The organism is Acidovorax lacteus (assembly GCF_039540375.1).
GTDB classification, from domain to species: domain Bacteria; phylum Pseudomonadota; class Gammaproteobacteria; order Burkholderiales; family Burkholderiaceae_C; genus Acidovorax_G; species Acidovorax_G lacteus.
The window spans coordinates 294,985-321,321 of sequence record NZ_BAABEX010000029.1 but is presented as its reverse complement, the minus strand read 5'-3'; the positions used below and the strand labels follow the sequence as shown (position 1 = coordinate 321,321).

Sequence of the window (26,337 nt, the reverse complement as noted above, 5' to 3'; positions counted from 1 at the left end):
CATCAAAACGCCACAGGACCCGTACGCCGCGCCACCAACCGCAGATCACGACCGATCTGCTCGCACGACTGCCATTCGAAGTCACGCGCCTGATCGAGACGGGTCAATGGCCCCCAAAGGGCCAGCGGCCGCCCTGGCCCCACGATGCGCGGTGCCACATACAGCAGCAGCTCGTCCACGAGGTCGGCCGCAAGCCATGCACCATTGAGCTCCGCGCCCGCTTCTATGTGCAGCTCGTTCACGCCGCGCTGCGCCAGGTCCTGCAGGAGCGACGGCAGATCCACCCGCCCCTGCCCATCGGGCAACGCCCTGATCTGCGCACCACGCGCCTCCAGAGCGGCGCGGCGCCCGTTGTCGTCAACCGCTGCGGCATAAATCCAGCGCTGACGCTCCACCGCCCACAGGCGTGCCTGCGGTGGCGTGCGCAAGCGGCTGTCCAGCACCACCAGATGGGGCTGTCTCGGGGTCTGCACGGCGCGTACATCCAGCAGCGGATCGTCCGAGAGCACGGTTCCGACACCGGTCAGTACGGCACACGCCCGGGCGCGCCAGGCATGGCCATCGGCACGCGCGGCGTCTCCGGTGATCCATTGGCTTTGCCCGTTGGCCAGCGCCGTGCTGCCCTCGGCCGACAGCGCTGCCTTGAGTCTGACCCATGGACGCTTGCGCACCATGCGGCTCAAGAAACCCAGGTTTAGCTCCCGCGCGGCCTCCGCCCCGAGGCCCACCTCGACACGCACACCCGCCGCCTGCAGCCGCGCAAACCCCTGCCCAGCCACCAGCGGGTTGGGGTCCTCCATGGAGGCCACCACCCGCGCGATACCTGCTGCCACGAGCGCATCGCAGCACGGCCCTGTGCGTCCGTGATGCGCGCAAGGCTCCAGGGTGACATACGCAGTCGCACCCCGCACCGAGCGGCCATGCGCAGCGGCATCCCTCAGGGCCATGATCTCTGCGTGGGGCCCTCCAGCCTGCTGCGTGCCACCCTCGCCCAGCACGGTGCCATCCGCCGAAGCGATGACACAGCCCACGCGCGGATTGGGGGACGTGCGCCACATGGCAGCGCGGGCCTGATCCAGCGCGCGTTGCATGAGGGATGGATCATGGGGCAGTGAAAGCATGCTCATCGGGTGGATTGTGCGCGGGCTCGCAAGGGCAGCAGCCTCCGCTGTTCAGACGGCCATAAAAAAGGCCCGCATCAGCGGGCCTTGAAGCGCCAACCAAGGCTGGGGCAGCGTTCAGCGCCCCAGCCGGTCACGCCGTCATACCGTCACGCCTTTGGCCGTCTCTGCGTACTCTTCGATCTGGTCGAAGTTCATATACTTGTAGATGCTGGCAGCGTCCTTGTTCACGATACCCACGGCCTCGTGGTACTCGGCCACAGTCGGGATGCGGCCTAGCTTGGAGCACACTGCGGCCAGCTCGGCCGAGCCCAGGAACACGTTGGTGTTCTTGCCCAGGCGGTTCGGGAAGTTGCGGGTCGAGGTCGACATGACAGTAGCGCCTTCCTTCACCTGCGCCTGATTGCCCATGCACAGCGAGCAGCCCGGCATTTCGGTACGCGCACCGGCCGTACCGAAAGTCGCGTAGTGACCTTCCTTGATCAGCTCGTTCTGGTCCATCTTGGTCGGCGGGGCCACCCACAGCTTGACCGGAATGTCGCGAGCGCCGCCCAGCACCTTGGCAGCTGCACGGAAGTGGCCGATGTTGGTCATGCACGAGCCAATGAAGGCCTCGTCGATCTTTGTACCCGCCACTTCAGACATGAACTTGGCATCGTCCGGATCGTTCGGACAGCAGACGATGGGTTCCTTGATGTCGGCCAGATCGATCTCGATCACGGCGGCGTATTCGGCGTCCTTGTCGGCCTCCAGCAGTTGCGGATTCGCCAGCCAACCCTCCACGGCCTTGATGCGGCGCTCCAGCGTGCGCTTGTCTTCGTAGCCGTCGGCGATCATGTTCTTCATGAGCACGATGTTGGAGGTCAGATACTCCTTGATCGGCTCGGGGTTCAGCTTGATCGTGCAGCCCGCAGCAGAGCGTTCGGCCGAAGCGTCCGACAGCTCGAATGCCTGCTCCACCTTCAGGTCGGGCAGACCTTCGATTTCCAAAATGCGGCCCGAGAAGATGTTCTTCTTGCCCTTCTTCTCAACGGTCAGCAGGCCGGCCTTGATGGCATACAGCGGAATCGCATGTACCAGGTCACGCAGGGTCACGCCAGGCTGCATCTGGCCCTTGAAGCGCACCAGCACCGACTCGGGCATGTCCAGCGGCATCACGCCGGTGGCGGCACCGAAGGCCACCAGACCCGAACCTGCGGGGAAGGAGATGCCAATCGGGAAACGGGTGTGCGAATCGCCGCCCGTGCCCACGGTGTCAGGCAGCAGCAGGCGGTTAAGCCAGCTGTGGATCACGCCGTCGCCCGGACGCAGTGCCACCCCACCGCGGTTGCTGATGAAGGTCGGCAATTCGCGGTGCATCTTCACGTCCACCGCCTTGGGATAGGCTGCGGTGTGGCAGAAGGACTGCATCACGAGGTCGGCCGAGAAGCCCAGGCAGGCCAGGTCCTTGAGTTCGTCGCGGGTCATCGGACCGGTCGTGTCCTGAGAACCCACGGTGGTCATCTTGGGTTCGCAGTACGTGCCCGGGCGGATGCCCTGCTGGTTGCCACCCACCACCGGCAAGCCGCAGGCGCGGCCGACCATCTTCTGGGCCAGGGTGTAGCCCTTGCCCGTGTCCTTCGGAGCCACCGGCAGGCGGAACACCGTGGAGGCCGGCAAGCCCAGGAATTCACGCGCCTTGCCCGTGAGCGAGCGGCCGATGATCAGGTTGATACGGCCACCAGCCCGCACTTCGTCCAGCAGCACATCGCTCTTGAGCTGGAACTCGGCCACGGTCTCGCCGTTTTTGAGCAGCTTGCCGTCATAGGGCAGCACGTCGATCACGTCGCCCATCTCCAGCTTGTTCACGTCCACTTCGATGGGGAGCGAGCCCGAGTCTTCCTGCGTGTTGAAGAAGATTGGCGCGATCTTTCCGCCCAGTGTGACACCCCCAAAGCGCTTGTTGGGCACGAAGGGAATATCTTCGCCCGTGGCCCAGATGACGCTGTTGGTGGCCGACTTGCGGCTCGAGCCCGTGCCCACCACGTCCCCCACGTAGGCAACCAGATGGCCCTTCTTCTTCAGATCCTCGATGAACTGGATCGGGCCACGCTTGCCGTCTTCCTCAGGCTTGAAGGCCGCGTCAGGGCGCGTGTTCTTCAGCATGGCCAGGTAGTGCAGCGGAATGTCGGGGCGGCTCCAGGCATCCGGAGCGGGCGACAGGTCGTCGGTGTTGGTCTCGCCGGGCACCTTGAACACGGTGACCGTGATCTTCCGGGCCACTTCGGGGCGCGAGGTGAACCACTCGGCATCGGCCCAACTCTGCATCACAGCCTTGGCATGGGCATTGCCCGCCTTGACCTTCTCTGCCACATCGTGGAAGGCATCGAACATCAGCAGGGTCTTTTTCAGGCCCTCTGCGGCCACTGCGGCCACGTCCGCGTCGTCGAGCAGATCGATCAGCGGCTTGACGTTGTAGCCGCCCACCATGGTACCCAGCAGTTCTGTGGCCTTGGCCTTGGAGATCAAGCCGACGGCCACGTCTCCGTGGGCCACAGCCGCCAGGAAAGATGCCTTGACCTTGGCAGCGTCGTCCACTCCAGGCGGCACGCGGTGGGTCAGCAGTTCCAGCAGGAATGCCTCCTCGCCAGCGGGCGGGTTCTTGATCAGTTCGATCAACTCGGCGACCTGCTTGGCGTCCAGCGGCAGCGGCGGAATACCGAGGGCGGCGCGCTCGGCGGCGTGGTCACGGTAGGCTTTCAACATCTGTTCTCTCCAGTTGCGTTCTAAAGTGGGGCGTGGGTGTGGGTCTGCTCCGGCAGGAGTGGTCTCGCGTACAAGCCTGTGCCACTCACCGCCGCGGAGGTCATTACTTCGCGGCCGGAGCTGGTTCGAGCACGCTCGGCGGGGGATTTTTCTTGAGGGCCTCGGCCACCACGGTCTGCTCGGCGCTCATGCATTCGTCAGCCAAGCGCTGGCCGCGCTTTTGGTCCATGAGCATTGATTTGTTGGCGATCTGCAGCCACACGGCACCGCCGCGCTGATCCTCTAGGCGGATGGCACCGGTGGTGGTGGCAACGGGGGACATGCGGTACTTGAATCCCTTGCCCTCAATGTTGAAGCGGCCAGGAGCCGCCGGATCGGCGGTCACCGTCACATGCTGCCCAAGTTCGCAGGCGATACGGCCGACGTGCACCCGTTCGGCAATCGCCAGTTCTTCGGGCGAGAGGGCCTCCTCCGCCGCCATGATGCCAGTGGCGACTTGATTGGCCGCGCTCTTGAGCTGCGTACGGCTGCTCGTTTCTGTGCGGGCCGCGGGCTTGGCAGACGTTTGTTTGCCCGCGTCTCTGGCGGGACTGCGGTCTGTTGCCTTAGCGCTCGGAGTACCACTCTTGGCGGCAGCAGGTTTGGCTGGTGCCTTGTCGGCCGATGCGGCCTGGGTAGAGGCCAGCGCGGGGATCAGCACCAGGGCGGCTGCGAGAAGGATGGGTTTCATCAAGAATCCTGCAAAGGTGGGTCAGGGAACCGCAACCGGATTGGTCGCGAACCAGCCCTGCACTGCGGTTGGCAGCACACGGCCCGTCTGGTGGGCCCGCTCCAGCACCTGCCAGAAGTACCGATAACTGGCCCGGTCGTGGAGCGTACCACCGACGCTGATGGGCGCCCAGGCCGCATGGGCGGCCGCCACCAAGACCTCGGTGGCAGCGTGAATCTCGTCGGAAGTCGGCGCGAACGCCTCCACGATGGGACGGATCTGCGTGGGATGGATGCTCCACATGCGGGTGTAGCCAAACTCCTGCGATGCTTTGCAGGCAGCCAGCGACAACGCCGCATGGTCGCGAAACTCCGTCACTACGCAATGCGACGGTACTTTGCCATTCGCATGACATGCCGACGCAATCTCGAGCTTGGCGTGCACGACCAGTGCATGCTGAAACTGGCCAGCCACCCCCATGGCGGACGATGGAATAGCGCCAGCATGCGCCGATACGAAATCCATTAACCCGAAGCTCAAGCTCTGCACACGGGGATGGGCTGCAATCGCGAACGCCTGATGCACGGCCGATGGCGACTCGATCAAGGCATGTACAGGCAACTGGGACGCGCCATACCGATCCAGCGATTCACAGACACGGTCGATGTCCTGCGGGCCTTCCACCTTGGGCACCATCACATGACACAGTCGGGACGCGAGTTCGCCCGCAACCACGGCCATATCATCGACAAACGAAGGGTGATCGACAGCATGGACACGCACCGCCACGCGCTGGCCCGGGGGCGTCTCGTGCGCCAGACGCGCCACCAGCCGGACATGGGCGGCCTCCGCGCCGACGGGCGCACCGTCTTCACAGTCCAGCGTCACGTCGAACACGCAGGCGCCGTACTCGTCCAGCATTTCGGCCTGCAGCTGCAGGCTTTTTCGCATGCGGTCTTCTACCCCGCAGTAATGGTCGCAGACTGGCAGCACGACAGCAGCAGCCTGCGCCCCCAGCAACACCTCCCGGGGGTGCGGCGCAGCGTCCGACGCCGGAACACCCAACGCGCCGGAAGTCATCACCGCAACCTCAAGAGGCATCAGACTGGCCTCAGAGCAAGTGCTTGACGCCGTCTTGCTCGCCCTGGAGTTCGGCCAGGGTCTTGTTGATGCACTCTTGCGAGAACGCATCAATCGGCAGGCCTTCCACGATCTTGTACTTACCGCCTTCGCAGGTCACGGGGTAACCGAACATCACATCCTTGGGGATGCCGTACTCGCCGTTGGACGGAATGCCCATGGTGACCCACTTGCCATTGGTGCCCAGTGCCCAATCGCGCATATGGTCGATGGCCGCGTTGGCGGCCGAAGCTGCGGACGACAGGCCACGCGCCGCAATGATGGCAGCACCGCGCTTGCCCACCGTGGGCAGGAAGTAATCGCGGTTCCACACATCGTCGTTGATGGTGTCTTTGACCGACTTGCCGTTCACGGTGGCGAAGCGGTAATCGGCGTACATCGTCGGCGAGTGATTGCCCCACACAGCCAGCTTCTCGATATCGCCGACGGCGCAGCCAATCTTGCTGGCAATCTGCGAGGCGGCGCGGTTGTGGTCCAGGCGCAGCATGGCGGTGAAGTTCTCGCGCGGCAGGTCAGGAGCCGACTTCATGGCGATGTAGGCGTTGGTGTTGGCCGGGTTGCCGACAACCAGCACCTTGACGTTACGCGACGCCACAGCATTCAAGGCCTTGCCCTGCGCCGTGAAAATCTGGGCGTTGGCAGCGAGCAGGTCGGCACGCTCCATGCCGGGACCACGGGGGCGCGCCCCCACCAGCAGCGCGTACTCGGTGTCCTTGAACGCCGTCATCGGATCGCTGTGGGCCTCGATACCCGCCAACAGAGGGAACGCACAGTCTTCGAGCTCCATGATCACGCCCTTGAGCGCGTTCTGGGCCTTTTCGTCCGGAATTTCGAGCAGTTGCAGGATCACGGGCTGATCCTTGCCCAGCATTTCGCCCGAGGCGATGCGGAACAGCAGGGCGTAACCGATTTGGCCTGCGGCGCCGGTAACGGCAACACGGACGGGCTTCTTGCTCATGGTGAAACTCCAGGAAGTGATGGAAAAACGCGTTGGGGAGCCGGGCCGCCACCGCGCCTGCCATCAGAAGCGTGCGCCCTGCAAACAGCTCGCAAGTGTACTGCTGAAAACCCGCATCGGTCAATTTGTCTTATGTCTTATATAAGATATGATCCAGACCTCGGCGAGCGTTTCAGGCCCGCCTCACGCCGCTCATGTCCACCCCTTTTCAACCCTCCGACGCAGCAGCACCGCTGATGTCTGGCGCGACATTGCCAACGCCTGCGTTCAGCCCGCTGTACCAGCAGATCAAGGGCTTGATACTGCAGAGCCTGCAGCAGGGAGAGTGGCGCCCCGGAGAGGCGATCCCGAGCGAAATGGATTTGGCAGCCCGATTCCGGGTCAGCCAAGGCACCGTGCGCAAGGCCATCGATGAGCTTGCAGCCGAAAATCTGGTGGTCCGACGCCAGGGCAAAGGCACTTTTGTGGCCACACATGCCGAACAGCATGTGCAATACCGCTTCCTCAAGTTGCTCCCAGACAGCGGCGATGTACGGGAAGAGGGCCCGGCCCAGCGCCGGGTGCTCGACTGCCGGCGCGGCCGGGCGACGGCCGATGTCGCGCGCGCCCTGGCGCTGCGCAGCGGCGATCCGGTGATCCAGGCCCGGCGCATTCTGGCATTTGCCGGCGTACCCACCATTTTGGAAGACATCTGGCTGCCCGGCCACGCCTTCAAGGGCCTGACAGCCGAGCACATGGCCAGCTACCAAGGCCCGACCTATGCGATGTTCGAGCTCGAATACGGGGTACGCATGGTGCGCGCCGAGGAAAAGCTGCGCGCCGTCCTGCCAGATGCCGATCAAGCCGCCCTGCTGGAAGTTACAACTGCTACGCCGCTTCTGAGCGTGGAGCGGATCGCTTACACCTACAACGATGTTCCGATGGAGTTACGGCGCGGGCTCTATCGGACCGATACCCACCACTACCGTAATGAATTGAGCTGACGGCAATCTGGCGCCCGAGTGGAAACCTCGAAAATTCTGGCTGCGGGAAAGCCCCGCTTGTTGCGTTGCAATAGAATTTTGTGTTGCCCATTCCGGCTGGATTACATCGCAGTTACACCCCTAGAAAGCCCCTCGACATGACTGAGCTAGCCAAAAAGCGGCCCGAGTTCCGCAATATCAATGCGTTCAAGGACCTCACCACCTACCGCCTGCCCGCAGCCGGCTGGGTGTCCATCCTGCACCGTGTCAGCGGGGTGCTGATGTTCTTGCTGCTCCCCTTCGTGATCTGGATGTTCGACACCTCTGTGTCGTCCGAGATTTCGTTTGCCAAGTTCACGGCAGCGTTCAACGCTGGTCTCGGCTTCGTGCCGGGCTGGTTCTTCAAGCTGGTCGCGCTGGGCCTGATCTGGGCCTACCTGCATCACTTCACGGCTGGCGTTCGCCACCTGTGGATGGACATGAGCCACGACGCCGTGAGCAAGGAATTCGGCAAGACCTCGGCCACGGCCACGCTGGTCGTCAGTCTTGGCCTGACCGCAGCACTGGGCGCCAAGCTTTTCGGCCTGTACTAAATCTCCAGCCCACACCGCTTCAAGGAAACACCAATGTCTGTCAACTATGGTTCCAAGCGCACCGTGGTCGGTGCCCACTACGGCTTGCGCGACTGGCTGAGCCAGCGCGTTACGGCCATCCTGATGGCGCTGTTCACCGTGGTGGTGCTCGCCCAGGTGCTTCTGACTTCCGGCCCCATCGGCTACGACCGCTGGGCCAGCATCTTCTCCGCGCAGTGGATGAAGGTGCTTACGTTCTCCGTCATCGTTGGCCTTGCCTGGCACGTCTGGGTGGGCATGCGCGATGTCTTCATGGACTACATCAAGCCCGTAGGCGTGCGCTTGGCTTTCCAAGTGTTCACCATCGTCTGGCTGGTCGGCTGTGCCGGCTGGGGCATCCAGGTCCTCTGGCGTCTCTGATTTCCGCGACGGAAGGTACACAATGAGCTATACCCAAGCCAACATCACCAAGCGCAAGTTCGACGTTGTCATCGTCGGTGCCGGCGGCTCCGGCATGCGCGCCTCGCTGCAACTCGCCCGTGCCGGCCTCAATGTGGCCGTGCTGTCCAAGGTCTTCCCCACACGCTCGCACACTGTGGCAGCGCAGGGCGGCATCGGCGCCTCGCTGGGCAACATGTCCGAGGACAACTGGCACTACCACTTCTACGACACCATCAAGGGTTCCGACTGGCTCGGTGACCAGGATGCGATCGAATTCATGTGCCGTGAAGCCCCCAAGGTCGTGTACGACCTGGAGCACATGGGCATGCCGTTCGACCGCAACCCGGATGGCACGATCTACCAGCGCCCGTTCGGCGGCCACACAGCCAACTACGGTGAGAAGCCTGTGCAGCGCGCGTGCGCCGCGGCCGACCGTACCGGCCATGCGATGCTGCACACGCTGTACCAGCAGAACGTCAAGGCCCGCACGAACTTCTTCGTCGAGTGGATGGCACTGGACCTGATCCGTGACGCCGATGGCGACGTGGTGGGCGTGACCGCGCTGGAGATGGAAACCGGCGACCTGCACATCCTTGAAGCCAAGACCACGCTGCTGGCCACGGGTGGCGCCGGCCGCATCTTTGCCGCCAGCACCAACGCCTTCATCAACACCGGCGACGGTCTGGGCATGGCCGCACGTGCCGGCATTCCGCTCGAAGACATGGAGTTCTGGCAGTTCCACCCCACCGGTGTGGCAGGCGCAGGTGTGCTGCTGACCGAAGGCTGCCGCGGTGAAGGTGCGATCCTGCTGAACAGCAACGGCGAGCGTTTCATGGAGCGCTATGCGCCCACCCTGAAGGACCTGGCACCGCGCGACTTCGTGTCCCGCTCCATGGACCAGGAAATCAAGGAAGGCCGTGGCTGCGGTCCGAACAAGGACTACGTGCTGCTCAAGCTCGACCACTTGGGCGCCGAGACCATCCACAAGCGCCTTCCTTCGGTGTACGAGATTGGCGTGAACTTTGCCAACGTGGACATCACCAAGGAGCCGATCCCCGTGGTGCCCACCATCCACTACCAGATGGGCGGCATTCCCACCAACATCAACGGCCAGGTGGTGGTGCAGCAAGGCGGCGAAGACAACCTGATCGTGAATGGTCTGTACGCCGTGGGCGAATGCTCGTGCGTGTCTGTGCATGGCGCCAATCGCCTGGGCACGAATTCGCTGCTCGACCTGCTGGTGTTCGGCCGCGCAGCCGGTAACCACATCGTCGAGTTCAACAACAAGAACAAGGAACACAAGCCTCTGCCCAAGGACGCAGCCGACCGTACGCTGGAACGCCTTAACCGGCTCGGCTCGGCTTCCAGCGGTGAATACGCCCAGGATGTGGCCAACGACATCCGCGCCTCGATGCAGCAGCACGCCGGCGTGTTCCGCACGCAGGCGGGCATGGACGAAGGCGTTCGCAAGATTGCCGAGCTGCGCGAGCGCGTGAAGAAAGTGGGCCTCAAGGACCACTCCAAGGTGTTCAACACTGCGCGCATCGAAGCGCTGGAAGTCGAGAACCTGATCGAATCCGCCCAGGCCACGATGGTGTCGGCCGCTGCCCGCAAGGAATGCCGCGGTGCGCACACGGTGAGCGACTACGAGCGTCCGGCCGACGATCCGGTCGCACCGCTGGGCCGCGACGATGCCAACTGGATGAAGCACACCCTGTGGCACAGCGCGTCCAACAGCCTGACCTACAAGCCCGTCAAGCTCAAGCCCCTGACCGTGGAATCGGTTCCGCCCAAGGTTCGCACGTTCTGATCGGAAACAGGAGTACCCCACCATGGCAAAACGTACTTTCCAAATCTACCGCTACGATCCCGACAAGGACGCCAAGCCCTACATGCAGACCGTCGAGGTCGAGCTGGATGGCAGCGAGCGCATGCTGCTCGACGCGTTGATGAAGCTCAAGGCTCAGGATCCAACGCTGTCGTTCCGCCGTTCGTGCCGCGAAGGCGTGTGCGGCTCGGACGCGATGAACATCAACGGCAAGAACGGTCTGGCCTGCCTGACCAACATGCGCACGCTGCCGGGCACGATCGTGCTCAAGCCGCTGCCGGGCCTGCCGGTGATCCGCGACCTGATCGTGGACATGACGCAGTTCTTCAAGCAGTACAACTCGATCAAGCCCTACCTGATCAACGACAACGTGCCGCCCGAGAAGGAGCGCCTGCAGTCGCCCGAAGAGCGCGAAGAACTCAACGGCCTGTACGAGTGCATTTTGTGCGCCAGCTGCTCGACGAGCTGCCCCAGCTTCTGGTGGAACCCCGACAAGTTCGTGGGCCCCGCCGGTCTGCTGCAAGCCTATCGCTTCATCGCCGACAGCCGCGACCAGGCCACCGGTGAGCGCCTCGACAACCTCGAAGATCCGTACCGTCTGTTCCGCTGCCACACCATCATGAACTGTGTGGACGTGTGCCCCAAGGGTCTGAACCCGACGAAGGCCATCGGCAAGATCAAGGAACTGATGGTTCGCCGCGCCGTCTGAGCGCAGCCCCACGGCCTGTCATGGCAAGCACTGAGCCCCTGCCCACCCCGAACGGCTCGCCGCTCCTGTCGGAGCGCGAGCTCAGCAAGCTGCACTGGCGCTGTCGGCGCGGCCTGCTCGAAAACGATCTGTTCATCGAGCAGTTTTTTCTGCGGCACGAGGCGCAACTCACGCAATGGCATGCCCAGGGCCTGCTGGCCCTGATGGACCTGGCAGACAACGATCTGCTGGACCTGCTGCTGCGCCGGCGCGAACCGGAGGACGCGCTCGACGTGCCCGAGGTCCATGCCGTGCTCGGCCTGCTCCGTGCCGCCCGCGGCACGCCGACTGCCCTGCGGGCGGCCTGACCTGGCACCGCCCTCTTCGACCGGACGATTCTCAGCAACCCACCCAAGGAAACAAAAATGAAGCTCGCTGACAACAAAGCCACCCTGTCGTTCAGCAACGGCAGCCCCAGCGTGGACCTGCCGGTCTATCAAGGCACCATCGGCCCGGACGTGATCGACATCCGCAAGCTGTACGCCCAGACCGGCATGTTCACGTACGACCCTGGCTTCCTGTCCACGTCGGCGTGCCAGTCGGCCATCACCTACATCGATGGCGACAAGGGTGAACTGCTGTACCGCGGCTATCCGATCGAGCAACTGGCCACGCACTGCGACTACCTGGATACCTGCTACCTGCTGCTCAAGGGCGAACTGCCGGGCGAATCCGAGCGTGCCGACTTCCACAAGCTCGTGACCAACCACACCATGGTCAACGAGCAGATGCAGTTCTTCCTGCGCGGCTTCCGCCGCGACGCCCACCCCATGGCCGTGCTGACGGGCCTGGTGGGCGCGCTGTCGGCCTTCTACCACGACAGCACGGACATCAACAATCCGCAGCACCGCGAGATTGCCGCGATCCGCCTGATCGCCAAGATGCCCACGCTCGTGGCCATGGCCTACAAGTACGGCATTGGCCAGCCTTACATGTACCCGCGCAACGACCTGAGCTATGCCGGCAACTTCCTGCGCATGATGTTTGGCACGCCCTGCGAGGACTACAAGGTCAACCCGGTCATTGAGCGCGCGATGGACCGCATCTTCATCCTGCACGCCGACCACGAGCAGAACGCCTCGACCTCCACCGTGCGTCTGTGCGGCTCGTCGGGCACCAACCCGTTCGCGGCCATTGCCGCTGGCGTGGCCTGCCTGTGGGGCCCTGCCCACGGCGGCGCCAACGAAGCCTGCCTGAACATGCTGGAAGAAATCCAGGCCATGGGCGGCGTGGCCAAGGTGGGCGAGTTCATGGAGAAGGTCAAGGACAAGTCCTCCGGCGTGAAGCTGATGGGCTTTGGCCACCGCGTCTACAAGAACTACGACCCGCGCGCCAAGCTGATGCAGGAAACCTGCAACGAAGTGCTGGCCGAGCTGGGCCTGGAAAACGATCCTCTGTTCAAGCTCGCCAAGTCGCTCGAAAAGATCGCCCTGGAAGACGACTACTTCGTGCAGCGCAAGCTCTACCCGAACGTGGACTTCTACTCGGGCATCGTGCAACGCGCCATCGGCATTCCGGTCAACCTGTTCACCGGCATCTTCGCGCTGGCCCGTACCGTGGGCTGGATCGCACAGCTCAACGAAATGATCGGCGACCCCGAGTACAAGATCGGCCGTCCGCGCCAGCTCTTCACCGGCGCCGTGCGCCGCGACGTGCCCCCGCTCGCGCAGCGCGGCTGAGCACTGGCCTTGTGCCCGGGTCGGCGCGTGCCGCCGGCCCCTTGAACAAGCCCGCCTTCTGGCGGGCTTTTTTGTTGGCGTGAGGCCGCTATCGGCGGTGTCGCGCCCGAATTCGACCTCTGGGCCATGCCTGCGCATGGCACGGGTGGTCTGCGGCCTGGCTCTCGCTGCAGGCCCCACGGCCTGGCGTCTGAACAGACATCGCAGCAGGCCCTGCTTTCTCTGCACAGACAGCGGTACACCAGGTCCCGTGCAGTGCTGCGAGCGCTGTGCACAGCGGCCAGGACGCACCGGCGTGGCTGCCCAGCCAGTGCCACACCATTCCACCCGCGCGTCCATGGAATGCCAAAGAGGCTGCTCGTGCTGATTTATCAAGCACGAGCAGCTATTATTTTTATAGCAAACCGATGCCCAAGACCTGGCGACCATGGATATGGCCATCGACCTTAATTGATAAATGTGATTGATTAAAACCGCAAAGCCGGCATAATCAACCTGCAGGTTTGAAGGACCGCTCCGGTTCCGAGAGCTTTCGCCCACACAAGAGGGACATGCCCATGCCGGACCCGACCGCCATCGCTGCCCGGATCACGCCCGAAGAGCTCGGCCTGCTCAAAAGCCGCCTGTTCGAAGTGACGCCCATGGGCCTGTGCATGCTGCGCCAAGGCGTTCCGCTGGCGGTCAACCAGCACTTGGCCGCCATGCTCGGCGGCGCACCGGGCAACGCACAGTCCGACAGCGAGGCGCTGCAGGCGCAGTGGCCCGACCTGTGGCCCCAGCTGGTCGGGCTGGGCAAAGCGCCCAAGCGCATCAGTCTCACGCGCACAGACGGCAAGCCGTTCGTCGGGCGGGCCTACATGCGCCCGCTGCCCGGTGAGTTCGAGGGCATCGAAGTCATCACGGTGGTGGACGACACGCACACCCAGCGCATCGCCTTTTCGGCCGATTGGCGCGCGCGCATGCTGGAGCAGACCGAGGCCATGGGCCGCAGCGGTTCGGCCGAGATCGATCTGGACAACGGGCAGGCTGTTCTGTCGCAAGGCCTGCACCGTCTGCTGTGCCTGAGCTTCGACCCAGCCCCCATGGCCGCATGGCGCCTGCTGCGCTGGGTGCCCCCGGCCGAACGGCCGTATGTGGCCTCGATCTGGCGCGCAGCCATCACCGACGAACCCTTCGAGTTTCAGCACCGTCTGCTGCGGCCGGATGGCTCCAAGATGGAGGTGCTGCAGCGCGGCACCGTAGAGACCGATGCCGCAGGCCGCAAGCACGGCTACTTCATCCTGCAGGACATCACCGCGCAGCGCGAAGCCGAACAGCGCATTCAAGAGCTTGCCAACCACGACGAGGTGACTGGCCTGGCCAACCGCACGCAGCTGCTCGATCGGATTGACCAGGCGGTGCATGCAGCGCGGTGGGACCCGCAGCCTTTTTTGCTGTTGTCGATTGAGGTGGACGAGATCGACCACCTGCGGCGGGCCATGGGCTATGGAGCGGGCGACGCCCTCGCGATGGCCGTTGCGGCACGGCTGTGCGTCCTCGCTGAAAACGGCGACACAGTGGCCCGCGTAGATGGCGGTGAATTCGCCATCCTGCTGGACCCGCGCAGCGCCGCCATGGATCCGAGCGGCGCCCACCATGCGCGCAAGATCGTCGAAGCCCTGGCACGACCCGAGCGCCTGGGAGCGGCCGAGATCGTGCCCCGGGGCCGGGTGGGCGTGGCACGGTTCCCGGCAGATGCCGAACAGGCCGGTCAGTTGCTGGAAGCCGCCCAGACCGCACGCATGGGCAGCCCGGATGAAGAGGTGGCCTTCTACACGCCCCAGACCCGCGCCACCGCACTGCGCCGGATCGCCATTGAGTCCGGGCTGCGCCACGCGGTGGAGCGCGACGAGCTGTTCATGCGCTACCAGTTGCAAGCCGACTTGGTGACAGGCGAACTCGCTGGTGCCGACGCGATGCTGCACTGGCACAGCGCCGAGCTGGGCGAGGTGCCCCGGCCGGAATTCCTGTCGGTGGCCCGCCAGACCGGCCTGATCGTGATGCTCGGCAACTGGGCGCGCGATGCGGTGTGCCGGCAGCTCTCGGCCTGGGACGCCCAGGGCATGGCGGCACTGCGGGTGTCCATGCGCATCACGCCCTTGGAGTTGTCGCAGCCCGATATCGTCGAGCGCATCCGGGGCTGCCTGGAACGCCACCGGGTGCCGGGGTCGCGCTTTGGCATCGAGATCAGTGAGCAGGTGCTGGTCAGCGCCCACATGGACATCGCCAAGACCCTGTCGGCCCTTCGGGCCCTGGGGCTGGAGATCACTCTGGGCGACTTCGGCTCGGGCGCCACCAACCTGCGGCTGTTGCGCACGCTGCCCGTGGACGTGATCAAGGTGCACCGCTCCTGCGTGCCGGACGTGACCGCTGCCACGGGCGACGTGTCACTCACACGCGCCATCCTCAACCTTGCCCACAGCCTGCATTTGAAGGTGCTGGCGGAGGGGGTGGAAACCCCGGGCCAGCTCACGCTGCTCGTGGCCAACGGCTGCGACCGCATGCAGGGACCGGTGTTCGCCCTGCCCGGCCTGGCTGAAGAGGTCGTGCGGCAGCAGCGCGAAGGCCTGCGCCTGCCAGCCCACTTCCTGCGCACACAACGCGAGCGCACGCTGCTGCTGGTGGACGATGAACCCAACATCGTCTCGGCGCTCAAGCGACTGTTCCGGCGCGACGGCTACCGCATCGTCACGGCGCACAGCGGCGTGGAGGGCCTGCAGCGCATGGCCGAGTACGAGGTGGACGTGGTGCTCTCAGACCAGCGCATGCCCGGCATGACGGGTGTGGAGTTCCTGCGCCGCGCCAAGGAGCTGTACCCCGACACGGTGCGCATGGTGCTGTCGGGCTACACCGAACTGCAATCCATCACCGATGCCATCAACGAAGGCGCGATCTACCGCTTCTTGACCAAACCCTGGGACGACGAACACCTGCGCGAGCACGTTCAGGAGGCCTTCCGGCAAAAAGGCATGGCCGATGAGAACAAGCGCCTGGCGGGCGAAGTGGTCAGCGCCAATGAGGCCCTCGCCCAGGTGAACGAACGGCTGGAGATGGTGCTGGCCACACAAAAGAGCCAGATTGACCGCGAAGAGGTGCGCGCCAACACTGCGCGGGACATGGTGGACCTGCTGCCCGTGCCGGTGCTGGGTGTGGACCCAGACGGCACCGTGGTGCTGGTCAATCGCGAAGCGCAGCGGCTGTGGGGACCGCAAGCCCCACTGCTCGGCGAGCAGGTCTGCACGCTGCTGCGGCCCCACGCGGTGGCCGGTGTGGCAGACATGGCGCTCCCGCTGCAGAGCGATGCACCCGCCCTGCCCTCATGCGTACAGCTCCAGCAGCGCAGATGGCTGCTGCGCATGCAGACCCTGGACCAGCCCAGCGCGCGCGGCACGCTGCTGGTCCTCACCGAAGCGGCACAGCGCCCCCACTGAAAGCTCCCCATGTCCTGCGCCCTCGACCCCTCTCGCGACGCCTCCCGGGACCCCACACCGCAGGAGCCTGCGCCCGCGTCCGGGCTGCCGTCCACGGGCGTGCCGACCGACGACGGCCACGCGCGCCGTGAACGCGTGCGGTACCTGTTCAGGCGCTGCCCCGAGCCAGCGGAGCACCCGCTGTACGAAGCCATCTGCCAACTGCGCGGAGTTCGCCCATGACCACTGCCGCACTGCCATTGCCCCTCACGCTTGACCGCGACGCGCTGGCGCGCAACATCCGGGCACTGCCATCCCTGCCCACCGTGGTGCAGGAGCTTTTGGCGCTGATGCAGGCCCAGGAAGCCGACATAGACCGCATCGGTACCACGCTCAGCCAGGACCAGGCCCTGTCCGCCCGTGTGCTGCAACTGGCCAACTCCCCGCTGTACGGCCTGTCGGGCCGCATTGCCTCGATTCGGGACGGTATCAAGATCCTCGGGCTGCGGCAGCTCGGCAGCCTGGTGCTGACAGCGGCCGTGACCCTGCAGTTTGAGCGGCTGCATGGCCAGTCGCTGCACATGGAGACTTTCTGGCGACACTCCATGGCCTGCGCAGTGGCTGCACAGCACCTGGCGCGCCACGTGGGCCTGGACGAGGCGTCTGCTTTCACGGCCGGCCTCTTGCACGACGTGGGACGCCTCGTGCTCGACAGCCGGTATCCGAACGAGATGGCCCAGGTCCTGCGCTGGGCCCGTGCGCAGGACATGTGCTTATGCCAGGCAGAGCAAGCCTTGCTGGGGATCGACCACACCGAAGTCGGCCAGTGGATGGCACGGCACTGGCGCTTTGCGCCCCAGGTGGTGGAGGCGATTGGGCAGCACCATGAGCCTCCACCGTCCGGTGCCGTCACGCTGATCGACGTGGTGCATGGAGCCGATGCGATCGCCCATGCACTCGACATCGCGCTGCACGACGCCGAGGCCGTGCCCCCGGTCAATGGCTGGTCCTGGCAGCGACTGCAGTGGCACACCGGTGCGCTGGTGCCCACGCTTCAGGCCATCGAACTGGAATTCCAGACCTTGCAAGCCATTCTTCGACCAATACCGGAGGCCGTATGAACACCCTCCAAACACTGCCCGCCGAGCCCACACTGGCCGAAATGTCCGATGCGCAGATCCGCGCCATCGTGGGCGAGCTGCTGCAGGCCAACAAAGACCTCAAGACCCTCAACGCCCGGCTGTCAGACGCACAGAACAAGCTGATGCAATCCGAAAAGCTCGCCTCCATCGGCCAGCTGGCGGCGGGCGTGGCACACGAGATCAACAACCCCATCGGCTTCATCTTCTCGAACTTCGGCACGCTGGAGCAGTACCTGGGCGATCTGTTCGACATCCTGCAGGCCTACGAAGACGCAGAGGCCAGCATCCAGGACCCGACCGTGCTCATGCGCCTGCGCACACTCAAGTCCGAGCGGGATCTCGCCTACCTCAAGGACGACATTCCGACGCTGATGCACGAGTCGCGCGACGGCATTCAGCGCGTGCGCAAGATCGTGCAAGACCTCAAGGACTTTTCGCGCGTGGACGCGCGCCAGGAATGGGAGACCGTGTCCCTGCACCACGGCATCGACTCGACGTTGAACATCGTCAACAACGAGATCAAGTACAAGGCCGACGTCATCAAGGAATACGGCGACATCCCGGAAGTGCAGTGCCTGCCGTCCGAGCTGAACCAGGTGTTCATGAACCTGCTGGTCAATGCGGCCCATGCCATTACGGCCGAACGCGGCACGATCCGCATCCGCACGGGCACGCATGGCGCGCATGTGTGGGTGGAGGTGTCGGACAACGGCTGCGGCATCGCGCCCGAGAACCTGGCGCGCATTTTCGATCCGTTCTTCACCACCAAGCCCGTGGGCAAGGGCACCGGCCTGGGCCTGTCGCTGTCCTACGGCATCGTGCAAAAGCACGGAGGCCGCATGGAGGTGTGCAGCGAGCTGGGCCAGGGCACGTCCTTCCGGGTGACCCTGCCCATCCAGCAGCCGCCCGTGGCCGACACGGCCGCACCGGCACCGGCCGCCCTTGCCGAAAGCCGCCCATGACCGATCAGATTGCCCCGAGCACCACGCCCGCACCATCGGAGCCAGTAGGGCCCGTCGGCAGCCCCGCCATGGCGGCTTCGACGTGGACGGTGCTGTGCGTGGACGACGAGCCGAACATCCTGTCGGCGCTCAAGCGCGTGCTGCGCGCCGAAGACTGCCGTGTGCTGCAGGCCGGCGGCGGTGCCGAGGCGCTGTCGGTGCTGGAGCGTGAAACCGTGGACGTGGTCATCAGCGACATGCGCATGCCCGGCATGGACGGCGCTGCCCTGCTGGCGCAGGTGCGCGAACGCTGGCCCGAGGTGGCGCGCATTCTGCTCACCGGCTATGCCGACATGAACGCGACCATCGCGGCCATCAACGAAGGCCAGATCTACCGCTACATCCACAAGCCCTGGGACGAGACCGAACTGCGCGTGACGGTGCGCCAGGCCGTCGAGCGGCAGCGGCTGGAGCGCGAACGCGCAGCGCTGCAGGCGCTCACGGCGTCGCAGAACGAAGCGCTGCGCGAGCTGAACGCCACGCTGGAGGCGCGCGTGGCCGAACGCACGGCCGATCTGCGCAGCGCCAACGAAAAACTGCAGCGCAGCTACCTCACCAGCATCAAGATCTTCTCCAGCCTGATGGAGCTGCGCAGCGGCCCGCTGGCCGGGCACGGCAAGCGCACGGCGCAACTCGCACGCCGCGTGGCCCTGGCCATGGAACTCCCGCCCGACGCGGTACAGGACGTCTTCGTGGCCAGCCTGATCCACGACGTGGGCTTCATGGCGCTGCCCGACAGCATCCTGTCCAAACCCGTGGGCCGGCTCACGGCCGAGGAGCTGGCCCAGTACCGCCGCCACCCCGAACTGGGCGCCCAGGCCTTCATGGCACTGGACGAGCACCAGGGCGTGGCCACGGTCATCCGCAGCCACCACGAGCGCTTTGACGGCAGCGGTTTCCCGCAGCAGCTGCAGGGTGCCGACATTGCGCTGGGCGCGCGCATTCTGGCCGTGGTGGACACCTACGACGACCTGCTGCACGGCCACCTGACGGGCGCCAACCTGACCGAAGCCGAAGCCCGCACGCTGCTGCAGCGCGGCCGCGGCACGCAGTTTGATCCCGAGGTGGTGGATGTGTTCCTGCACATCACCCAGCAGGCCAAGCCCACCCAACGCCCGCTGGTGCCCACCGACACCGAATCGCTGGTGCCCGGCATGGTGCTGGGCAAGGACCTGGTCTCCAAAGAAGGCGTGCTGCTGCTGTCGGCCGGGCATGTGCTCTCGGCCGAGATGATCCACCGCATCCGCCGCTACGAAAAAACCGAGGGGCTGCAGATCGTGCTCGACATCCGCCTGCCGGAGCCGAACGCCGCGCGCTAAGGGTCTGTGCCTTCGTGCCCGTGCCTTGGGCCTGCGCACCCGGCCCGTGCATGGCCTAGGCCCACACAGCGCCTGGGCACCCGCCGTATCTGCACGCCTGCATGCGCGCCCTGCCAGCCCGTGGGCCCGTCAGAACAGGCTGTGCTGGCCGCGCACGGCGGCCGGGCGAAACTGCTGCAGATCCAGCTCGGTGCGCTCGCGGTTGAGTCCCAGGCGCGCGCAGGCCTTGGCAAAGCGCTGGCGCAGCAGGTCGGCCCACAGGCCCTGCCCCTTCATGCGGCTGGCAAAGTCGCTGCGGTAACTGCGGCCTTCGGCGCGCTCGGTGTCGGTCAGGCCGTGCGTGTCCTGCACACGGGCCATCACGCGGGCCGCGCGGTCCGGGTAGTGCTGCTGCAGCCAGGCGCGAAAAATCGGGTCCAGTTCCCAGGGCAGGCGCAGCACCGTGTAGAACGCGCTGCGCGCCCCGGCGTCGCGCGCGGCTTCGAGCACCTGCTCCATGTCTTCGTTCACAAACGGAATCTGCGGTGCCACGCTCACGCCCACGGGCACCCCGGCCTCGGCCAGGGCCCGGATGGTGCGCAGCCGCCGGTGGGGCGCAGCGGCGCGCGGCTCCAGAATGCGCGCCAGCCGGGCGTCGAGCGTGGTGATGGTCACGTACACCGCGGCCAGCCGCCGCGCAGCCAGCGGCGCCAGCAGGTCCAGATCGCGCTCCACGCCGCTGGACTTGGTGATCAGCGCCAGCGGATGGCCCGCCCGCCCCAGCAGCTCGACCACGCCGCGCGTGAGGCGCAGTTCGCGCTCGGCCGGCTGGTAGCAGTCGGTGGCAGAGCCCACGTTGACCAGCGTGGGCCGGTAGCCGGGCCGCGTGATCTCGTCGGCCAGCACCTCCACCACGTTCTGCTTGGCGATGATGCGGGTCTCGAAATCCAGCCCGGGCGAGAGGTTCAGGTAACTGTGCGTAGGCCGCGCGTAGCAGTACACGCAGCCGTGCTCGCAGCCCCGGTAGGGGTTCACCGAGCGCTCGAAAAAGATGTCGGGCGAGTCGTTCTCGCACAGCGCGCTGCGCACGGTTTCGAGCCGCACCTGGGTGGTGGGAGGTGGCGGCCGATCCGGCAGCCCGTCGGCCCCCACGGCAGGCCCGCCCCAGCCGTCGTCAAAGGCTTCGCGCTGGTCGCTCACGAAGCGGTGCGCCACCGCCATGGACACACCGCGCCCCTTGAGCGCTGCCACCGCAGCCGCTGGCAGGCCGGACTTGGGAGTCAGCGTATCGGCCGAGTCCATGTGCAAGGGCTTTGACATACTGTACGAATATACAGTTTTGTTGGTGCTTTGGGCACCCATCCAGCAGGCGATGGAGCAGGCCACACCGCTGCAGCCCGAGACGGTGCGGCGCCCTCCGTGTTGCACGGGTCTTGAGCGGCGGCCACCGCCCGCGGCGTTGCCTCGGTGGTGGACTTCCCGTTGTGTGTTTTTTGCTATTGATTTGATAGCTGCTCGTGCTTGATTTATAAGCACGAGTGGCCTCAAAGGCCTCGAAGGCCTCAAAGGCCTGAAGGCTGCCACCGCCCTGCGCAAGCCCCACAGGCCTACAGGCACCGGCCTCAAGGCCCACGCTCAAGCCTGCTGCCGGGCAGCGCCGCAGCCGTGGGGCGGGCGTCAGGCCGTGGCCAGCGCGTACGCCTCCAGCAGGCCACCGGTCAGCAGCAGGCCGGCCAGCCAACGCAGGGCCGAGCGCAGGTCGGTGCTGCGCGACTCGACCCCCGCGTACAGCAGCTGCCCCGCCGCCAGCGACAGGCCCCAGGCCAGCACCATGCCCGCGGCGTGCAGGGCGGGCACCGGGGGCCACCAGCGGCTGGCCACGGCGTTGACCAGCAGGCAGACGGCAAAGTGGATCAGAAACACCGAGTACGAGCGCTGGCCCAGCTGCACCAGCGGCGCCCAGCCCCCACTGCGCAGCAACGGCGAGCGCATGACCCCCACCAGCAGCAGCGCTGTGGCACCTGCCACGGCAATGCGTGTGCGGGGGTCCAGCCACAGCGCCACGCCCACCAGCAGCCCCAGGGTCAGCAGCCAACCCAGCGGACGGGCCGACTGCACCGCCCAGTAGGCCACGATGCCCAGCGCATACGCGCCCCAGAAGTACAGCGCCCAGTTGTCCCACGCGGCATCGCGGTTGAAGCCCCACAGCGACGCCGCAGCCCCTGCCACCACCAGCGCCTGTGCGGCGCGCAGCGCGTGCTGCGCCCCCTGCACACCACCGCGCCTGCGGCCCACGGCCCGCGCAGCCGACCATATCAGCAGCGCGCAGCAGAACAGTTGCAGGTCGATGGCCACATACCAGACCCCGGCCGACAGCGACTCGTAGCCCAGCACCCCATGCAGCAGCAGCCCATGCGCCAGCAGTTGCAGCCCGTCGGGCTCGCCCGGCACCGAATCGTGTGCGAACCAGGCGCGCACCAGCGCGGCCACGGCCAGCGTGACCAGCAGCGCCACCAGATACGGCGTGACCAGCCGCGCATAGCGGCGCAGCGCCTGTTGCCAGGCGCTGTCGTAGCGGGCCACGCCCTGGGGGGCCAGGCTGGCCGCCGCCAGATAGCCCGCCAGCACCAGAAACACCTGCACGGCCATGCGGCCGTAGTCGTACAGCCAAGCGATCAGCGCCGGGGCCAGCGGCTGCGCGATATCCGACATCGGGCCGTAGAAGGCCAGGTGGTGCGCCACGATCACCGCGCAGGCCAGGCCTTTGGCCATATCGAGAAACGGGGTGCGGGACATCGGAGCGGTGGCCATGACGGGCGGCAAAGGGTGGACGAGCGAAGGAGGCGGCTGCACGCGCCAGCCCAGCCCGTGCGGGCCACGCGACGCCAGCCGTGGCGGGCAAACCGCATATTGTCCCCTGCCCGCGCGTGGCTTTGCAGCGCCCGCGCGACAAAAAGAGCGCCGCCTCCAGCGGGGGGCACTGCAGCGCCGGGCACTTGCAGACCGCATGCGCGGCGAACACGGCGACCCGCGCGCGTGCACACCACCGCGCCTGCGGCATGTGTCGCCCCACCCCATGCTCGACCTTGCCCGCCCAGCCCCACCCTTTGCAGCGCCTGTTCACACCATGCCAGCGCCCTGCCACACCGGCGGACTGCGCGTGCGCCGGGCTGCCCAGCAACTCCACGCCAGATCAACTCCCTACACACTTTGCGGAAATTCGCGAATTTTCAGTAAATACTGAAATTTCAGGAGAAGCCGGATATCATGCCGTTCCATGACCTCCGTCAATACCTTGCTTCCCCCGCTCAACCGGCAGTTCGTGGCGCACTTTGGCGAAATGGGCAGCCGCTGGGGCATCAACCGGACGGTGGGGCAGATCTATGCCCTGATCTTCCTGTCGCAACGCCCGCTCAATGCCGACGAAATCGCCGAGGCGCTGGAGTTCTCGCGCTCCAACGTGAGCATGGGCCTCAAGGAGCTGCAGGCCTGGCGGCTGGTGAAGCTGAGCCACCGGCCGGGCGACCGGCGCGAGTATTTCGAGGCCCCGCAGGACGTGTGGGAGATCTTCCGCGTGCTGGCCGAAGAGCGCCGCCGCCGCGAGATCGAGCCCACGCTGTCGATGCTGCGCATGGCGCTGCTGGAGGAGCCCTCCACCGAGCAGGAACGCCACGCCCAGGAGCGCATGCGCGAGATGCACGACCTGATCGACCGCCTGATGACCTGGTTTGACGACGTGCAGCGCCTGGCACCCGAAACCGCGCTGCAACTGATGGGCATGGGCACCGCGGTCACGCGGGTGCTCGAATTCAAGGACCGCCTGACGGGCAAGGGCGGCACGCCAAACGCCAAGGGGCAATGACCATGGACGACACCCTGCTGCTGTCGCGCATCCAGTTCGCGGCCAACATCAGCTTCCACATCCTGTTTCCCACCATCACCATCGCGCTGTGCTGGTTTTTGGTGTTCTTCCGCCTGCGCCATGCGGCCACGCGGGGCACGCCCGCTGCCGCGGCGTGGGAGCAGGCCTACTACTTCTGGACCAAGGTGTTCGCGCTCACCTTCGCGCTGGGCGTGGTGTCGGGCATCACCATGAGCTTCCAGTTCGGCACCAACTGGCCGGGCTTCATGGAGCGGGCGGGCAACATTGCCGGGCCGCTGCTGGGCTACGAGGTGCTCACAGCCTTCTTCCTGGAGGCCACCTTCCTCGGCATCATGCTGTTCGGCCGTAACCGGGTGTCGGAGCGCATGCACCTGTTTGCCGCGCTCATGGTGGCCATTGGCACCACGCTGTCGGCGTTCTGGATCTTGAGCCTCAACTCCTGGATGCAGACGCCTGCGGGCTATGAAATCATCGACGGCAAGTTCCACGCCGTGGACTGGTGGGCCATTGTGTTCAACCCCTCGTTCCCGTACCGGCTGGGGCACAAGCTGCTGGCCTCGGGCCTGACGGCGGCCTTCCTGATAGCGGGCGTGAGCGCCTGGCAACTGCTCAAGGGCACCGCCACCGAGGGCACGCCCAAGGCGCTGCGCGCTGCACTCACGGCTGCGGCGGTGCTCATCCCGGCGCAGATCTTCATGGGCGACCTGCACGGCCTGAACTCGCTGGAGCACCAGCCCGCCAAGGTGGCCGCCATCGAAGGCATCTGGCAGACCGAAAAGGGCGCGCCGCTCACGCTGTTCGGGATTCCCAACGAGGAAGAGCAGCGCACCGACTACGCCATCAAGATCCCCAAGCTCGCCAGCCTGATCCTCACGCACGAATGGGACGGCGAACTCAAGGGCCTGAACGAGTTTCCGAACGCCCACCCGCCCGTGGCACCGGTGTTCTGGGGCTTTCGCATCATGGTGGGCGTGGGCATGCTGATGCTGGCCGTGGCCTGGTGGGGCGCCGCCAGCCTGTGGCGCCGCCGCCGTCTGGCGCAGCCCGCCGCCGCACTGCCGCGCACGCTGCTGTGGGCACTGGTGGCCATGACGTTTTCGGGCTGGGTGGCCACGCTGGCCGGCTGGTACGTGACCGAAATCGGCCGCCAGCCCTACCTGGTGTACGGCCTGCTGACCACCGCCGAAGCCGTGGCCCAGCACCCGCCGCACACCGTGCTGGCCACGCTGATCGCCTACCTGGTGGTGTACGGCCTGCTGCTGGTGGCCTACGTGGGCGTGATCAAACACATGGCCGAGCACGCGCACCAGCCCACTGCCGCCGTGCACCCGCCCGCACCGCCCGCCGTGGCCACCACCGCCTCACAGGCCCGTACGGCGGCCGGTACCGGCACCGCCTGAGGCCAGGCGCACCACAGAAAGACACCGCACCATGGCAACGATTGACTGGTCCACCGTGCTGCCCCTGGCCTTCATGGCCGTGATGGGCCTGGCCCTGCTCGCCTACGTCGTGCTCGACGGCTACGACCTGGGCGTGGGCATCCTGCTGCCCTTTGCCACCGATGCCGAAAAAGACATCATGGTCTCCAGCATCGGCCCCTTCTGGGACGCCAACGAAACCTGGCTGGTGCTGGGCGTGGGCGTGCTGCTGGTGGCGTTTCCGATGGCGCACGGGCTGGTGCTGTCGGCGCTGTACCTGCCGGTGGCCGTGATGCTGATCGGCCTGATCCTGCGCGGCGTGGCGTTTGACTTTCGCGTCAAGGCGCGCGATTCGCACAAGGCCACCTGGAACGCGGTGTTCGCCATCGGCTCGCTTGTCACCACGCTGGCCCAAGGCTGGATGCTGGGGGCCTACATCACCGGCTTTGCCACCGACACCTGGGCCCGCCTGTTTGCCCTGGGCATCGCCTTCACGCTGCCTGCCGCCTACGCCATGCTGGGCTCGGGCTGGCTGTTGATGAAGACCGAAGGCGAGCTGCAGCGCAAGGCCATGGGCTGGGGCCGTGCAGTGCTGTGGCCCATGGGCCTGGCGCTGCTGGGCATCTCCATGGCGTCTCCGCTGGTCAGCCCCACGGTGTTTGCCAAGTGGTTCGCACTGCCCGAGCTGTTCGTGCTGCTGCCGATTCCGCTGGCCTGCGTGGCCGCCTTCCTGGCCATCCGCCATGTACTGCACACGCCGCGGGTGGTGGACGCCGGCTACGGCTGGATCGTGTTCGTGGCCACGGTGCTGGTGTTTGTGCTGGCCTTCTTCGGCCTGGCCTACAGCCTGTACCCGTACATCGTGATCGACCGCCTGACGGTGTGGGACGCGGCCAGCGCTACCGAGTCGCTGGTGGTGATCGCGATTGGGGTGGGCATCACGTTGCCGGTGATCGTGGTTTATACGATCTTCATGTACCGCGTGTTCTGGGGCAAGGCGCGGGAGTTGACGTACGGGTTGTGAAGGCTTTTGGGCTGCTTGTGCTTGTTTCTTAAGCACGAGCAGCTATCAAGTTCATAGCATTCGGTGGCTGGCGATAGTGGGCTGCTGTGCTTGTGCCGTGTTCCGGTGCCGGGATGTGCGCCCGGCGGCGCAGTGACTTTCTTTTGGGTCGCCAAAAGAAAGTCACCAAAGAAAAGGCGACCCCACGTCTGCGTCCCCAGGCGCACTGCCGTGCGCCTG

The 26,337-nt window shown here is 65.7% G+C and carries 22 protein-coding genes; 15 read left to right on the top strand and 7 right to left on the bottom strand.

Annotated features, from left to right (window positions below):
* Window positions 1-2 precede the first annotated feature (2 nt).
* The 5 genes from ribD to ABD866_RS14275 all read right to left on the bottom strand — a co-directional run bounded on the left by ribD (window position 3) and on the right by ABD866_RS14275 (window position 6,673).
* The gene (ribD, locus tag ABD866_RS14295; RefSeq protein WP_345066518.1) at window positions 3-1,127 is read right to left on the bottom strand and encodes a bifunctional diaminohydroxyphosphoribosylaminopyrimidine deaminase/5-amino-6-(5-phosphoribosylamino)uracil reductase RibD; all 1,125 of its coding nucleotides are present in this window, start codon (window positions 1,125-1,127) and stop codon (window positions 3-5) included.
* Window positions 1,128-1,262: 135 nt separating this feature from the next.
* Entirely contained in the window at window positions 1,263-3,866 is a 2,604-nt protein-coding gene (gene acnB, locus ABD866_RS14290) for a bifunctional aconitate hydratase 2/2-methylisocitrate dehydratase (protein ID WP_345066513.1), read from the bottom strand.
* Window positions 3,867-3,969: 103 nt separating this feature from the next.
* Complete coding sequence (locus ABD866_RS14285; protein WP_345066510.1) at window positions 3,970-4,596, bottom strand: hypothetical protein; 627 nt, start codon at window positions 4,594-4,596, stop codon at window positions 3,970-3,972.
* A 21-nt stretch (window positions 4,597-4,617) separates the two neighbouring features.
* Entirely contained in the window at window positions 4,618-5,655 is a 1,038-nt protein-coding gene (locus ABD866_RS14280) for an HpcH/HpaI aldolase/citrate lyase family protein (RefSeq protein ID WP_345066866.1), read from the bottom strand.
* Window positions 5,656-5,686: 31 nt separating this feature from the next.
* Window positions 5,687-6,673 carry a malate dehydrogenase gene (locus ABD866_RS14275; RefSeq protein WP_345066507.1) on the bottom strand — a complete coding sequence of 329 codons (987 nt, stop codon included), beginning with the start codon at window positions 6,671-6,673 and terminating at the stop codon, window positions 5,687-5,689.
* 236 nt (window positions 6,674-6,909) lie between these two features.
* Between ABD866_RS14275 and ABD866_RS14270 the strand changes: the two genes are divergently transcribed.
* The 12 genes from ABD866_RS14270 to nosR all read left to right on the top strand — a co-directional run bounded on the left by ABD866_RS14270 (window position 6,910) and on the right by nosR (window position 19,814).
* Window positions 6,910-7,656 carry a GntR family transcriptional regulator gene (locus tag ABD866_RS14270; protein WP_345066863.1) on the top strand — a complete coding sequence of 249 codons (747 nt, stop codon included), beginning with the start codon at window positions 6,910-6,912 and terminating at the stop codon, window positions 7,654-7,656.
* A gap of 137 nt (window positions 7,657-7,793) precedes the next feature.
* Window positions 7,794-8,228, top strand: a complete 435-nt coding sequence (sdhC, locus tag ABD866_RS14265) for a succinate dehydrogenase, cytochrome b556 subunit (protein WP_345066504.1) — start codon at window positions 7,794-7,796, stop codon at window positions 8,226-8,228.
* A gap of 33 nt (window positions 8,229-8,261) precedes the next feature.
* Window positions 8,262-8,627 carry a succinate dehydrogenase, hydrophobic membrane anchor protein gene (gene sdhD, locus ABD866_RS14260; protein WP_345066501.1) on the top strand — a complete coding sequence of 122 codons (366 nt, stop codon included), beginning with the start codon at window positions 8,262-8,264 and terminating at the stop codon, window positions 8,625-8,627.
* 22 nt (window positions 8,628-8,649) lie between these two features.
* Complete coding sequence (sdhA, locus tag ABD866_RS14255; protein ID WP_345066498.1) at window positions 8,650-10,458, top strand: succinate dehydrogenase flavoprotein subunit; 1,809 nt, start codon at window positions 8,650-8,652, stop codon at window positions 10,456-10,458.
* 22 nt (window positions 10,459-10,480) lie between these two features.
* The gene (locus ABD866_RS14250; RefSeq protein ID WP_345066495.1) at window positions 10,481-11,185 is read left to right on the top strand and encodes a succinate dehydrogenase iron-sulfur subunit; all 705 of its coding nucleotides are present in this window, start codon (window positions 10,481-10,483) and stop codon (window positions 11,183-11,185) included.
* A 20-nt stretch (window positions 11,186-11,205) separates the two neighbouring features.
* Window positions 11,206-11,532 (top strand): FAD assembly factor SdhE, encoded by a 327-nt coding sequence (locus ABD866_RS14245; protein WP_345066492.1) that lies wholly within the window; start codon window positions 11,206-11,208, stop codon window positions 11,530-11,532.
* A gap of 57 nt (window positions 11,533-11,589) precedes the next feature.
* Window positions 11,590-12,903, top strand: a complete 1,314-nt coding sequence (locus ABD866_RS14240) for a citrate synthase (protein WP_345066489.1) — start codon at window positions 11,590-11,592, stop codon at window positions 12,901-12,903.
* Between the two features lie 557 nt (window positions 12,904-13,460).
* The gene (locus ABD866_RS14235) at window positions 13,461-16,373 is read left to right on the top strand and encodes an EAL domain-containing protein (RefSeq protein WP_345066486.1); all 2,913 of its coding nucleotides are present in this window, start codon (window positions 13,461-13,463) and stop codon (window positions 16,371-16,373) included.
* Window positions 16,374-16,382: 9 nt separating this feature from the next.
* Window positions 16,383-16,595 (top strand): hypothetical protein, encoded by a 213-nt coding sequence (locus ABD866_RS14230; protein WP_345066483.1) that lies wholly within the window; start codon window positions 16,383-16,385, stop codon window positions 16,593-16,595.
* Window positions 16,592-17,473: an HDOD domain-containing protein gene (locus ABD866_RS14225; protein WP_345066480.1), complete on the top strand. Its 882-nt coding sequence runs from the start codon at window positions 16,592-16,594 to the stop codon at window positions 17,471-17,473. The genes ABD866_RS14230 and ABD866_RS14225 overlap by 4 nt, the downstream gene beginning before the upstream one ends.
* Window positions 17,470-18,456 (top strand): ATP-binding protein, encoded by a 987-nt coding sequence (locus ABD866_RS14220; protein ID WP_345066478.1) that lies wholly within the window; start codon window positions 17,470-17,472, stop codon window positions 18,454-18,456. Before ABD866_RS14225 ends, ABD866_RS14220 begins: the two co-directional genes overlap by 4 nt.
* Window positions 18,453-19,814, top strand: coding sequence for a response regulator c-di-GMP phosphodiesterase, NosR family (nosR, locus tag ABD866_RS14215; RefSeq protein ID WP_345066475.1), 1,362 nt, complete (start codon window positions 18,453-18,455; stop codon window positions 19,812-19,814). The genes ABD866_RS14220 and nosR overlap by 4 nt, the downstream gene beginning before the upstream one ends.
* Before the next feature lie 129 nt (window positions 19,815-19,943).
* Here the strand turns inward: nosR and ABD866_RS14210 are convergent, their stop codons facing one another.
* Complete coding sequence (locus ABD866_RS14210; RefSeq protein ID WP_345066860.1) at window positions 19,944-21,095, bottom strand: PA0069 family radical SAM protein; 1,152 nt, start codon at window positions 21,093-21,095, stop codon at window positions 19,944-19,946.
* Window positions 21,096-21,470: 375 nt separating this feature from the next.
* Window positions 21,471-22,604 carry an acyltransferase family protein gene (locus ABD866_RS14205; protein ID WP_345066472.1) on the bottom strand — a complete coding sequence of 378 codons (1,134 nt, stop codon included), beginning with the start codon at window positions 22,602-22,604 and terminating at the stop codon, window positions 21,471-21,473.
* Window positions 22,605-23,070: 466 nt separating this feature from the next.
* On the opposite strand from ABD866_RS14205, the gene ABD866_RS14200 reads away from it, so the two are divergent.
* From ABD866_RS14200 to ABD866_RS14190, 3 genes are read left to right on the top strand one after another with little or no spacing between them, the layout of a single operon-like run.
* On the top strand, window positions 23,071-23,655 hold the full coding sequence (locus ABD866_RS14200) for a GbsR/MarR family transcriptional regulator (RefSeq protein WP_345066470.1): 585 nt from the start codon (window positions 23,071-23,073) through the stop codon (window positions 23,653-23,655).
* A gap of 2 nt (window positions 23,656-23,657) precedes the next feature.
* Complete coding sequence (locus ABD866_RS14195) at window positions 23,658-25,076, top strand: cytochrome ubiquinol oxidase subunit I (RefSeq protein WP_345066467.1); 1,419 nt, start codon at window positions 23,658-23,660, stop codon at window positions 25,074-25,076.
* Between the two features lie 31 nt (window positions 25,077-25,107).
* Complete coding sequence (locus tag ABD866_RS14190; protein WP_345066464.1) at window positions 25,108-26,118, top strand: cytochrome d ubiquinol oxidase subunit II; 1,011 nt, start codon at window positions 25,108-25,110, stop codon at window positions 26,116-26,118.
* Window positions 26,119-26,337: the final 219 nt, after the last annotated feature.

What these genes read in the sequence shown, in the direction of transcription:
- ribD (WP_345066518.1), bottom strand. Translation starts at nt 1,127, where the DNA reads ATGAGCATGCTTTCACTGCCCCATGATCCATCCCTCATGCAACGCGCG.
- acnB (WP_345066513.1), bottom strand. Translation starts at nt 3,866, where the DNA reads ATGTTGAAAGCCTACCGTGACCACGCCGCCGAGCGCGCCGCCCTCGGT.
- ABD866_RS14285 (WP_345066510.1), bottom strand. Translation starts at nt 4,596, where the DNA reads ATGAAACCCATCCTTCTCGCAGCCGCCCTGGTGCTGATCCCCGCGCTG.
- ABD866_RS14280 (WP_345066866.1), bottom strand. Translation starts at nt 5,655, where the DNA reads ATGACTTCCGGCGCGTTGGGTGTTCCGGCGTCGGACGCTGCGCCGCAC.
- ABD866_RS14275 (WP_345066507.1), bottom strand. Translation starts at nt 6,673, where the DNA reads ATGAGCAAGAAGCCCGTCCGTGTTGCCGTTACCGGCGCCGCAGGCCAA.
- ABD866_RS14270 (WP_345066863.1), top strand. Translation starts at nt 6,910, where the DNA reads ATGTCTGGCGCGACATTGCCAACGCCTGCGTTCAGCCCGCTGTACCAG.
- sdhC (WP_345066504.1), top strand. Translation starts at nt 7,794, where the DNA reads ATGACTGAGCTAGCCAAAAAGCGGCCCGAGTTCCGCAATATCAATGCG.
- sdhD (WP_345066501.1), top strand. Translation starts at nt 8,262, where the DNA reads ATGTCTGTCAACTATGGTTCCAAGCGCACCGTGGTCGGTGCCCACTAC.
- sdhA (WP_345066498.1), top strand. Translation starts at nt 8,650, where the DNA reads ATGAGCTATACCCAAGCCAACATCACCAAGCGCAAGTTCGACGTTGTC.
- ABD866_RS14250 (WP_345066495.1), top strand. Translation starts at nt 10,481, where the DNA reads ATGGCAAAACGTACTTTCCAAATCTACCGCTACGATCCCGACAAGGAC.
- ABD866_RS14245 (WP_345066492.1), top strand. Translation starts at nt 11,206, where the DNA reads ATGGCAAGCACTGAGCCCCTGCCCACCCCGAACGGCTCGCCGCTCCTG.
- ABD866_RS14240 (WP_345066489.1), top strand. Translation starts at nt 11,590, where the DNA reads ATGAAGCTCGCTGACAACAAAGCCACCCTGTCGTTCAGCAACGGCAGC.
- ABD866_RS14235 (WP_345066486.1), top strand. Translation starts at nt 13,461, where the DNA reads ATGCCGGACCCGACCGCCATCGCTGCCCGGATCACGCCCGAAGAGCTC.
- ABD866_RS14230 (WP_345066483.1), top strand. Translation starts at nt 16,383, where the DNA reads ATGTCCTGCGCCCTCGACCCCTCTCGCGACGCCTCCCGGGACCCCACA.
- ABD866_RS14225 (WP_345066480.1), top strand. Translation starts at nt 16,592, where the DNA reads ATGACCACTGCCGCACTGCCATTGCCCCTCACGCTTGACCGCGACGCG.
- ABD866_RS14220 (WP_345066478.1), top strand. Translation starts at nt 17,470, where the DNA reads ATGAACACCCTCCAAACACTGCCCGCCGAGCCCACACTGGCCGAAATG.
- nosR (WP_345066475.1), top strand. Translation starts at nt 18,453, where the DNA reads ATGACCGATCAGATTGCCCCGAGCACCACGCCCGCACCATCGGAGCCA.
- ABD866_RS14210 (WP_345066860.1), bottom strand. Translation starts at nt 21,095, where the DNA reads ATGGACTCGGCCGATACGCTGACTCCCAAGTCCGGCCTGCCAGCGGCT.
- ABD866_RS14205 (WP_345066472.1), bottom strand. Translation starts at nt 22,604, where the DNA reads ATGGCCACCGCTCCGATGTCCCGCACCCCGTTTCTCGATATGGCCAAA.
- ABD866_RS14200 (WP_345066470.1), top strand. Translation starts at nt 23,071, where the DNA reads ATGACCTCCGTCAATACCTTGCTTCCCCCGCTCAACCGGCAGTTCGTG.
- ABD866_RS14195 (WP_345066467.1), top strand. Translation starts at nt 23,658, where the DNA reads ATGGACGACACCCTGCTGCTGTCGCGCATCCAGTTCGCGGCCAACATC.
- ABD866_RS14190 (WP_345066464.1), top strand. Translation starts at nt 25,108, where the DNA reads ATGGCAACGATTGACTGGTCCACCGTGCTGCCCCTGGCCTTCATGGCC.